The sequence below is a fragment of the Nocardioides campestrisoli genome, assembly GCF_013624435.2.
Lineage (GTDB): Bacteria > Actinomycetota > Actinomycetes > Propionibacteriales > Nocardioidaceae > Nocardioides > Nocardioides campestrisoli.
In genome coordinates this window covers 166,738-176,065 of record NZ_CP061768.1, presented here as the reverse complement: position 1 = coordinate 176,065, position 9,328 = coordinate 166,738, and the positions used below count along the sequence as shown (strand labels likewise).

The window sequence follows — 9,328 nt, the reverse complement described above, 5'->3', positions numbered from 1 at the left end:
GCCGAGATCCCTTGCTGTGACACCTCACGCCGTCTTAGTGTGATCCACGTCACAGTACGGGGGCTATCTCGAAGGAACCCACATGGCCCTGAATCGCGCACTCGCCCACCTCGCTGGCATCGCCGCCACCGTGCTGACGGCTGGCCTGCTCACCGCGCCAGTCGCGCAGGCAGCGCCACCGTCGTACGTCGCCCTGGGGGACTCCTACTCCTCGGGCACCGGCACCCGCAGCTACATCGACGACGGCACCTCGTGCAAGCGCTCGACGGCGGCGTTCCCGTCGCTGATCGCCACCGCCCGCGGCTACGCGCTGAACTTCCGGGCCTGCGGGGGCGCGAAGATCCCCGACGTCACCAACACCCAGCTCAGCGCCCTGAGCGCCGCCACCAACTACGTCTCCATCTCGGTCGGCGGCAACGACGCAGGCTTCGCCGACGTGATCACCGAGTGCGCGCTCCCGGGCTGGGCGAGCAACTGCGACGGCAAGATCAACACCGCCCAGGCCTACATCGCCAACACGCTGCCCGGCGCGCTGGGCACCCTCTACGCCAGCATCCGGAGCAAGGCACCCAATGCCAAGGTGGTGGTCGTCGGCTATCCGCGGATCTTCATGGGCGAGGACTGCAGCGCCCTCACCTGGTTCTCGCCGGCCGAGCAGACCCGGCTCAACCAGACCGCCGACCAGCTCAACGCACGGCTCGCCGCCGCTGCAGCGGCGCGTGGCTTCTCGTTCGCCAACCCGACCAGCCGGTTCATCGGGCACGCCGTCTGCGACAGCCCGGCGTGGCTCACCAACCTCTCCGTCCCGGTCGGCGAGAGCTTTCACCCCAACGTCGCCGGCCACTCCAGCGGCTACACGCCGGCGGTCAGCGGGCTGCTCACCGGAGCGACGGTGACCGCCGACGCCACCCTGCTCGCCACCGCCGCCACCCAGGCCGAGTCGCTGGCCCAGACCCAGCGGCAGTACGCCGAGGCTGACCGCAGCATCGAGCCCAAGGAGTTCGTCGTCCCCGACCTGACCACACCGGCGATGCGCAAGGCGGCCCGCAAGGCAGGGGTCGACCTGGACGAGTTCCTGGCCAGGCGCTGACGGCGGCTCGGGAGGCCGACGAGGCTCAGGAGGGAGCACAGCTCCCACACCTGCTCGTCGTCCTCCCACCGGCCGGTCCGCGGTGACCTCGCGCAGGGTGAGCTCCCTGGGCGGCGAGTCTAGGTGCGGCCGCCGGCGGCGGGCTTCTCCTGCTCGATCTCGGCGTACCGCTCGTGCAGGCGGTCGCGGACCTGCTCGGGCGTGTACGCCTGCCGCTTCCGCTCTCCGCGGGTGACCACGACGCCCGTCGCGACCACGCCGGCCATGCCGGCCAGCCCGAGAACCTTCCACCACGTCGCCGCGCGCATACGGGCGACCCTAGCCGCCATGCGGCACGATGCCTCAGGTGAGTGACACGCGCGCCGAGGGCATCTCCCTCGAGGAGGCCGCCGGCCTGGCCCGCACCGGCGACCTGTGGCTCTTCCGCGGCCACACCCCTGCCGACCGCGCCATCCGGACCCTCACCAACGCCCCCGTCAACCACGTCGGCATGGCCGTGGTCATCGACGACCTGCCACCGCTGCTGTGGCACGCCGAGATGGGCAAGGCGCTCGTCGACCACTGGTCGGGCGACGCGCACCGGGGCGTCCAGCTCCACGACCTCGGCGACGCGGTGACCCGGTGGCGCGAGACCTACGGGCAGGCGGCGTGGATGCGCCAGCTCATCCCGGAGGCGGGCAGGGAGCAGGAGGACGGCGCCCTGCGCGCGATCGCCCGCCTGGACGGGGTCTCGTTCCCCAGCACCGCGCGCCTCGCGGCCCGGTGGCTGGCAGGGCGCGACCCCCACCAGTCGCGCCGCAAGCGCGGGCAGCGCGCTCGCCCTGAGGCGGCGTTCTGCGCGGAGGCCGTGGCGCTGACCCTCCAGGAGATGGGGATCGTCGAGGACGGCTGGAAGCCGACGTGGTTCGACCCGGGCACCTTCTGGAGCGGGGAGTTCCTGCCGGTCCTCCCGGGGTGGTCCTACGGCGCGGAGATCCAGGTCGGTCCGCTCCCGCCCAGGCGTCCGACAGGATGAGCCCATGACTGCCTACTGGATCAGCACCTATCAGGAGATCACCGACGAGGCGAAGGTGAAGGCGTACTCCAAGATCGCGCGCCCGGCGCTGCTGGCCGCCGGCGGCACCTTCGTCGCCGCGGCCGAGCCCGCCCAGGTCTACGAGGCCGGCGAGCAGACCCGGGTGGTGCTCATCCAGTTCGACTCGGTCGAGGCAGCCGTCGCCGCCCATGACAGCGACGGCTACCAGGAGGCGCTGGCCGCCCTCGACGGCGGTGCGGTGCGCGACATGCGGGTCGTCCCCGGCCTGTAGCTGCGCGTCCCTCGCCCGGCTACACCTTCAAGCGGTCGACGGTCCGGGTGATGCTCTCGCCGTCCTTCTCCAGGAACACGATCTCGCCGAACTCCAGCGTCGACCAGTCCTCGACGTCCTCGCTGAGCGGCTCGGAGGCGAAGATGACGGACGTCGCGTCCTCGACGTGGCAGTCCTCGAAGCCGTACGTCGAGTCGTTGTGGAAGTTCTTCCCCATCAGCATGTACATCGGCTCCAGGAGCATGGCGAGCGCGAAGTCGTCGGTGCCCGGCTCGGCCTTGCGCAGCTCGCGCCAGTCACCCTCCGGCTCGGTCTCGCCCTGGTGCCCGGTGCCGACGTTGACGCCGATGATCCGGTTCGGGGCGACCAGTGCCATCTTCAGCTTGGTCAGGGCGGGCAGATCGAGGTCCTTCATCGCCTGCACGAGGAGCCTCATCAGCTCCTCGACCGCGCGCTTCACGTCCTCGTCGCTGTCGCTCTCGAGCAGGGACAGGAAGAGCACGTAGAGGAACTCCGTGTCCGTGTTGCCCTTCATCTGCTTCAGGTACTCGTCCTTGCAGTGCTTGAGCAGCTCCCGTTGCAACAGCTGCCAGTTCGGCACGTCACCGTTCTGCGCGACGATCCACGGCGTCCCCGGGTAGGAGAACGGGTGGCAGTTCTCGTCCGCCAGCACGGTCTTCGCGTTGTAGTCCGCGGCGCGCACGTGGGCGAGCATCGTGCTGACCTGGAGGCTCGGGACGATCCCGGCGACGTTGTCGTCGTAGAACGCAGCCATCGGGCGGTGGTAGAGGAATGGCTCGTCGGGCTTGAGCAGGTTCTCGCCCCAGGCTCCGAACCCCCAGCCGGCCAGCTGGAGCTGCGGGTGCCGCTCCGGGTCGAGCGACTGGTTGATCAGGCTGTTCTCAGGCTTGAGCAGCAGGTTCTCCAGCGGTACTTCCGACCCGATGTAGGCGAGGACTCGGCACATAGGTTTCCTTCACTGAGGTGAGGCGGCCCGCTCAGGGCGGGCGAGGTCGACCTACGAGTACCCGTCGACGGCCGGAGTAGCCCTCTGGGACAGCCACCGCCAGGCTGCCCCAGGCGCGCATATCGACCACGCGGTTTGTCCGGGCCACACATCAGAGCAATGGTGAAGGGGACACAACCTCCATTTCGGAAGGAGAGCCATGCTTGCTCTCACCGACAACGTGACCGACATCGTCAACAAGCTCGTAGAGGACGTGCCGGAGTTCTCTGCTCTTCGGATCGCGGTCGAGCCGGACGGGCAGTCCCTGTCCGTCAGCCCCGCGGACCACGCCGAGCAGTCCGACCAGACCATCGTGCAGAACGGCGCCACCGTCTACGTGGACGCGCCGGCGGCCGAGATCCTGGACGACAAGGTCCTGGACGGAGGCGTGGACGAGGAGGGCAACATCCAGTTCGCGCTCGGCCAGCAGGTCTGACACCAGCACCGAAGGAGTCCTGGGTCCCGTGTGGGCCCAGGACTCCTGTCATGTCTGGCCGGTCCGCGAGGAAGTCAGCGGGGTGCCTCCAGCACCAGCCGCACCTCAGACCCTCATCCCCGACCCTGGCATGCACGCCGAAGGTCGACCACCGGCTCGCGCGCGGTGAAACCGGCTGCGACGTACGTAGCCACAGCCGCTGCGTTGGAGCTCTCGGCGCACACGGCGACGCTGGAGGAGCCCATCTCGCGGAGGGCGGCCGCGGCGGCGACCGAGATGGCCGCGCCGTAGCCGCGGCCCCGGTGGTCTCGGTGCACCCCCATCGGCTCCACGAGCCCGGGGCGCCCCGGACCGGCCAACCACACCGTCGTGACCGCCACCGCGTGGTCGTCGGAGTCGAACGCGGCCAGGCTCCGCGCCCGGTGGTAGAACGGCCCGCCGGCCATGGTCAGCCACCTCTCGCGGAGCGCGCGCCGTTCCTCGTCGCCGAACGGCGTGCCCTTGAACGCCGACCAGTGGACGCTCACCCAGGGATCGACGCGGCTCGCGTCGATGATCTCGATGCGTACCCCGGCGCCACGCACGCGCTCGTCGTCGACTCCGCCGGACACGTCGCGGTGCAGCGGCGTCCACGGCTCGTCGGGCTGCCACCCCTCCTCGGACAGCAGCTGTGAGAACCGCTCGGCGCCTCGTGCCTCGACGACTGCGTCACCCTCCTCCAGGACTCCACGCACAGGGTCGGTGACGTCGGCGGCGAGCTGTCGGCAGAGCGCGTCCTCGTCCCGCAGGTGCGGGTCGAGCGCCATGCGCAGCAACCCGTCCGGGCCGTCCAGGAGTCCGATCGCGAGGATCCTCCCGGCACGCGACCAGACCCTCAGCGACGCGGCCGTCTGGACAGCGCCTCGCGAGGAGTGCCAGCCGAGATCACCGGGGTGCAGATGCAGCGGGCCTGCGTCGACCTGCCAGCTGCTCAGGACCCCGGCGAGGCGATCCAGGTCGCGCACGCTCGGCGTGGTCATCACCACGGTCATAGCCTGATCCAACCTCAGTCATGGGCGGGCTCACAGCCGCCAGGTGAAGGGCTTCGTGGCCGAGCCGAGCGGGTCGACGGCCCCCGAGGTGAAGGCGAACGCGGACGCCTTCCACTTCAGCACCTTGGCACCCTTCTTGACGTGCTTGCGCTTGAGCTCCACGCGGAAGGTCTTCCCGTCGACCTGGGTGAACGGCAGCGTGCGGCACTTCGTCGGCGGCGGGAACTGCTCCTTGCGGGTGTCGTAGGTGCAGATGTTGCTCTCGAGCACGCCGTCTCGGGAGAAGAGGTGCACGGCTCGCACGGACTTCTTCGCGATCTGGAAGTCGACGCCCAGTCCGCCGGGGAAGACGAGCTCGTCGGCGGTGACGTCGTTGTGCAGCCCGAACGTGATCTGGATCTTCTGCTTGCCCTTGGTCTTCATCGAGACCTTGGCGAGGTCGAGGTTGGCGCTCGAGCTCATCTCGTGGTCCCCGGCCGGGTCGCTCTTGCTCGTGGAGGACGCCTGAGCCGGGCCGGCAGTGAGCGCCACCGCCATCCCCAGGCTCGTCGCGAGGGCCAGCGGCGCCCCGAGCAACCTCATGGCACGTCGGTTCCGGGTCATCGCGGCCACCTCAGAGCTTCCAGCTGTAGGGCTTCTTGGCCGACCCGAGCGGGTCGAAGGCCGAGGCGGCCAGCGCGGAGGCCCGCCACTTCAGCACCTTCACGCCCTTCTTGAGCTGCTTGCGCTTCACCTCGACCCGGAAGGTCTTCCCGTCGACCTGCGTGAGCGACAGCGTGCTGCACTTCTTCGGCGTCGGCAGGTCCTCGCGGGAGTCGTAGGTGCAGACGTCGCTCTGGAGCACGCCGTCGCGGGAGTACACCTTGACGGACCGCGTGGTCTTCTTCCCGGTCGTGAAGTCGACGCCCACGCCGCTGGGGAAGACCAGGTCGTCGGCGGTCACGTCGTTGTGCAGCCCGAACGTGATCTCGAGCTTCTGCTTGCCCTTGGTCCGCATCGAGACCTTGGCGAGGTCGAGGTTGGCGGAGCCGTAGACGTGGTCTCCCGCCGGGTCCTTCTTGCTCGTCGAGGACGCCTGGGCCGGGGCGGCGACGAGCGCCACCGCCATCCCCAGGGCCAACGGTGCGGTCGTCAACGCCAGCGCGCGACTCCTGGTCCGACTCATGAATCTCCCCCTCGTCCGTGTGGTGTCCGGGCGCCTCCTACCCGTCCCGGGCGCTACCCAACCACGCGAGCGGCCCCTTCTGTGCCGGTGTTCCACGGGGCGTACGCCGAGGTGACGTGAGGTGACTAGGCGATGCGCACGGGGCTGACCCCGCCGTCTCCCGCCAGGGTCGTCGCCGCCGCGGACGCCTGCCGGTCGCGACGCCTGCCGGTGAGGAGCCGTCCGGTCGAGGTCGTGGCCAGGACGAGGAAGTCGGTCAACGACCGGGGGTAGATACGCACAGGCATGGGCTGACTCCCTGAGAATGGGGATCGGATCGTGCCCGCTGCTTGAGAACGTGCCGCGTGTGTACCCCGCGCCGGGACGCGCATGCGGGATGTGATCCATGTCACCACCTGCGCCGCAGGTCGGCGCCCGCTAGCCTCGGCGCCATGACGGGGGCATGGGAGGGACTGGCCGAGCTGGCGCGGCTCGAGGCCGAGCGGGACGGGCTGCAGGAGCGGCTGGCGGCGGCGAACCGCCACCTGGCCGACGCCGTACGCCGGCACGACGAGGCACTGGCCGCGCTGGTCGACGAGACCGTCGACGTCGCCAGGCTGGAGTCGCTGTCCCTGACCCGGATCCTCGCGGGCCTGCGTGGCACCCGCGACGTCGACCTGTCACGGGAGCAGGCCGAGGTACAGGCGGCGCAGTACGCGACCGCCGACGCCGACGCGCGCCGGGAGTCCGCCCAGGCCGAGGTCGACGACCTGGTGCGACGCCTCGGCGCCTTCGCCGACCTGGAGGAACGGCGCACCGAGCTGCTGGCGCAGCGGGAGCGGGAGATCGCCGCGGACCCCGCCTCGGCGACCACCCACGCCCGGCTGACCGAGATGGCGTCCCGGGCCGGGGCGCTGGACGCCGAGCTCGTCCAGCTGGACGAGGCGCTGGCGGCCGCCGGTGCCGCGCGAGAGGCCCTGGGCGAGGCGGCCCGACACCTCGGCAGCGCCAGCGACTGGGCGACCTACGACACGTTCCTGGGCGGCGGGTTCTTCGCCGACATGGCCAAGCACGACCGCCTGAACCGCGCGGGCCACCTCATGCGGCACGCGGACGCGGCGCTGCGCCACCTGGCCACCGAGCTCGCCGACGTTCAGGTCGCCTCCGTGGGAGACGTCGGCGTCACCGAGCTGGCCCGGGCCTTCGACGTCTGGTTCGACAACATCTTCAGCGACTGGGCGGTGCTGGAGCGGATCAGGGCGGCGTCCGCGCGGGTGAACCACCTCCGCGCCGCCGTGGACACCGTCGGCCGCGACCTCGCGGTGCGTCGCGTCGGGGTGCTGAGCAGCCTGGAGGGGCTCGCCGACGACAGGGACGCGCTGCTCTCCTCCGGACGGGCTTCGGATGCCTGAGCCGGTCGACCTGGCGTACCCCTTCCAGGGCCGGTGGCTGACCCAGAACAGCCCCGCCAACCGGGTGCCGAGCCACGGCACCACGCTGTTCGCGACGTCGTACGCGATCGACTTCGTACCGGTCGACGCGACGGGCAGGACGGCGCCCGTCCGTGTGGGGACGCTGCTGCGCCCGGAGCCCGCGGACCGGTTCCCGGGGTTCGGCCGCCCCCTCCTCGCGCCCGCGTCGGGGACCGTCGTCGCCGTGCACGACCAGGCGCCGGACCACGACGCCTTCCGCGGTCTGCCCTCGGTCCGCTACGCGCTCACCCAGCGCCGCCGTGTCGCCGCAGGCTGGGAGGGCCTGGCCGGCAACCACGTGCTGATCGAGCTGCCCGAGGGCCCCGTGGTCGCGATCTGTCACCTGCAGCGGGGCAGCGTCCTCGTGACTCCCGGTCAGCAGGTGGCGGTCGGCGAGGCGCTCGGGCGGTGCGGCAACTCGGGCAACAGCACCGAGCCGCACGTCCACCTCCAGGCGATCGACCACCCCGACGTACGACGTGCCGCAGCGGTGCCGCTGACCTTCGCGGGCGGGCTACCGCGCAACGGGGAGATCGTCGATCCGGAGGGCTGACACCGAGGGCCTCGGCTCCTACGGTGGAACGATGCGGCTGCTCTTCATCCACGGCGCGGGTGGGTTCCTCGACGACCAACCCATGGCCGAGGGTCTGCACACCAGTCTGGGCGTGCCGGTGGAGATGCCGCGCCTGCCCGAGGAGGACATGAGCGTCGAGGGGTGGGCGGCCCCGATCCGGCGGCATCTCCGGACACTGGGCCCGGATGACGTCGCCGTGGGCCACTCCTTCGGGGCCACCATCCTGCAGTGGGTCCTCTCCGAGGCGGACTGGGCTCCGCCCCGGGCGGTGCTGCTGGCCATGCCCGACTGGTCCCCGGACGGGTGGGACGTCCCCGACTACGCGCACCGGGGTCCGGAGCCGGCGACGGCCCTGTCGATCCACCACTGTCGCGACGACGAGGAGGTGCCGTTCGACCACCTGCGGCTCCACGCCGCCCGGCTCCCCTCGGCCCGCATCGTCCCCCACGACGAGGGCGGGCACCAGTTCGAGGGCCGGCTCGCCCACCTCGCCGACGACCTGCGACGTCCCGGCTGACCCGGCTGCCCGGTCAGCCCGGTCAGCCCTCGGCCTTCGCAGGGGCGGCCACGCAGAGCACTCCCCGGTTGCCGTCCTGGTCGGCGATCACCGTGAGCGAGGGCGCGTCGCTGTCGTCGACCACGGTCCCGCCCGCCGCGACGGCCGCGGCGATCCGCCGTTCCGCCTCCTCCGGCGCCACGTACACCTCGAGGTGGAACCGCTGCGCCGTCCCCTCGGGTTCGTCCTCCCCGAACCACAGGTTCGGCACCCGGCCCGTGGCGTCGCGGACCTCGTCGCTCGGCGTGCCGCGGCCCTGGGAGTCGGCACGCCCGGTCAGCAGCGCGGCCCACACCGGGGCGATGGTCGCCGACCGTCCCGTGTCGAGGCCGAGCTCGATGACGCAGACCGAGTCCGGGTCGGCGTCCAGCCGGTGGTCGGCGGCGACCTCGGCGATCCGGCGCGCGAGGTCCACGTCGCGCTGGGTCACCCACTCCACGACGTGCTCGTTGCCGTCGTCGTCGCGGTAGATCGCGTCGTCGCTGACCAGCGTGAGGTCGACGTACCCGGGACCCATCGACACCCGCGGGTGGTGGCCGACGGCGTCGCCCGCCTCGCCCACCGCGGCGACGAACCGCGCGCCGGAGGCGAAGTCGTCCACGAGGTAGCGCGCATGCAGCCCCTGGGCCAGCTTGCACCACTCGGTCAGGTCGGCCTCGGCGATCTGCTCGCCCCGCAGCATGTCCATGCCCAGCGACCATAGACCCGTTCC

At 71.2% G+C, this 9,328-nt stretch carries 14 protein-coding genes; 7 read left to right on the top strand and 7 right to left on the bottom strand.

Features of this window, described 5'->3' with window-relative positions; translation table 11 throughout:
• Positions 1-82 precede the first annotated feature (82 nt).
• The gene (locus tag H8838_RS00890; protein WP_185995441.1) at positions 83-1,090 is read left to right on the top strand and encodes an SGNH/GDSL hydrolase family protein; all 1,008 of its coding nucleotides are present in this window, start codon (positions 83-85) and stop codon (positions 1,088-1,090) included.
• Positions 1,091-1,209: 119 nt separating this feature from the next.
• Here the strand turns inward: H8838_RS00890 and H8838_RS00885 are convergent, their stop codons facing one another.
• Positions 1,210-1,398 carry a hypothetical protein gene (locus tag H8838_RS00885; protein WP_185995442.1) on the bottom strand — a complete coding sequence of 63 codons (189 nt, stop codon included), beginning with the start codon at positions 1,396-1,398 and terminating at the stop codon, positions 1,210-1,212.
• A gap of 38 nt (positions 1,399-1,436) precedes the next feature.
• Between H8838_RS00885 and H8838_RS00880 the strand changes: the two genes are divergently transcribed.
• Both H8838_RS00880 and H8838_RS00875 read left to right on the top strand, forming a co-directional pair.
• On the top strand, positions 1,437-2,105 hold the full coding sequence (locus tag H8838_RS00880; RefSeq protein WP_224766302.1) for a hypothetical protein: 669 nt from the start codon (positions 1,437-1,439) through the stop codon (positions 2,103-2,105).
• Positions 2,106-2,109: 4 nt separating this feature from the next.
• Positions 2,110-2,397 (top strand): DUF1330 domain-containing protein, encoded by a 288-nt coding sequence (locus H8838_RS00875; RefSeq protein WP_185995444.1) that lies wholly within the window; start codon positions 2,110-2,112, stop codon positions 2,395-2,397.
• Positions 2,398-2,416: 19 nt separating this feature from the next.
• On the opposite strand, the gene H8838_RS00870 is transcribed toward H8838_RS00875, so the two are convergent.
• A complete protein-coding gene (locus H8838_RS00870; RefSeq protein ID WP_185995445.1) occupies positions 2,417-3,364 on the bottom strand; it encodes a class II glutamine amidotransferase in 948 nt (315 codons plus the stop codon).
• Positions 3,365-3,563: 199 nt separating this feature from the next.
• Here H8838_RS00870 and H8838_RS00865 point away from each other — a divergent pair, with 199 nt between their 5' ends.
• The gene (locus tag H8838_RS00865; protein ID WP_181309962.1) at positions 3,564-3,839 is read left to right on the top strand and encodes a Fe-S cluster assembly protein HesB; all 276 of its coding nucleotides are present in this window, start codon (positions 3,564-3,566) and stop codon (positions 3,837-3,839) included.
• Between the two features lie 113 nt (positions 3,840-3,952).
• Here H8838_RS00865 and H8838_RS00860 read toward each other — a convergent pair whose 3' ends face one another.
• The 4 genes from H8838_RS00860 to H8838_RS00845 form a co-directional block, all read right to left on the bottom strand.
• Positions 3,953-4,870, bottom strand: a complete 918-nt coding sequence (locus H8838_RS00860) for a GNAT family N-acetyltransferase (RefSeq protein ID WP_185995446.1) — start codon at positions 4,868-4,870, stop codon at positions 3,953-3,955.
• Positions 4,871-4,900: 30 nt separating this feature from the next.
• On the bottom strand, positions 4,901-5,473 hold the full coding sequence (locus H8838_RS00855; RefSeq protein WP_181309964.1) for a hypothetical protein: 573 nt from the start codon (positions 5,471-5,473) through the stop codon (positions 4,901-4,903).
• A gap of 10 nt (positions 5,474-5,483) precedes the next feature.
• Positions 5,484-6,035, bottom strand: coding sequence for a hypothetical protein (locus H8838_RS00850; RefSeq protein WP_185995447.1), 552 nt, complete (start codon positions 6,033-6,035; stop codon positions 5,484-5,486).
• A gap of 125 nt (positions 6,036-6,160) precedes the next feature.
• Positions 6,161-6,322 carry a hypothetical protein gene (locus H8838_RS00845; protein WP_185995448.1) on the bottom strand — a complete coding sequence of 54 codons (162 nt, stop codon included), beginning with the start codon at positions 6,320-6,322 and terminating at the stop codon, positions 6,161-6,163.
• A 144-nt stretch (positions 6,323-6,466) separates the two neighbouring features.
• Here H8838_RS00845 and H8838_RS00840 point away from each other — a divergent pair, with 144 nt between their 5' ends.
• From H8838_RS00840 to H8838_RS00830, 3 genes are read left to right on the top strand one after another with little or no spacing between them, the layout of a single operon-like run.
• The gene (locus tag H8838_RS00840) at positions 6,467-7,426 is read left to right on the top strand and encodes a coiled-coil domain-containing protein (protein ID WP_185995449.1); all 960 of its coding nucleotides are present in this window, start codon (positions 6,467-6,469) and stop codon (positions 7,424-7,426) included.
• The gene (locus H8838_RS00835; RefSeq protein ID WP_185995450.1) at positions 7,419-8,039 is read left to right on the top strand and encodes a M23 family metallopeptidase; all 621 of its coding nucleotides are present in this window, start codon (positions 7,419-7,421) and stop codon (positions 8,037-8,039) included. Before H8838_RS00840 ends, H8838_RS00835 begins: the two co-directional genes overlap by 8 nt.
• A 31-nt stretch (positions 8,040-8,070) precedes the next feature.
• On the top strand, positions 8,071-8,577 hold the full coding sequence (locus H8838_RS00830; RefSeq protein ID WP_185995451.1) for an alpha/beta fold hydrolase: 507 nt from the start codon (positions 8,071-8,073) through the stop codon (positions 8,575-8,577).
• 22 nt (positions 8,578-8,599) lie between these two features.
• Here H8838_RS00830 and H8838_RS00825 read toward each other — a convergent pair whose 3' ends face one another.
• Entirely contained in the window at positions 8,600-9,304 is a 705-nt protein-coding gene (locus H8838_RS00825) for a 4a-hydroxytetrahydrobiopterin dehydratase (RefSeq protein ID WP_185995452.1), read from the bottom strand.
• Positions 9,305-9,328: the final 24 nt, after the last annotated feature.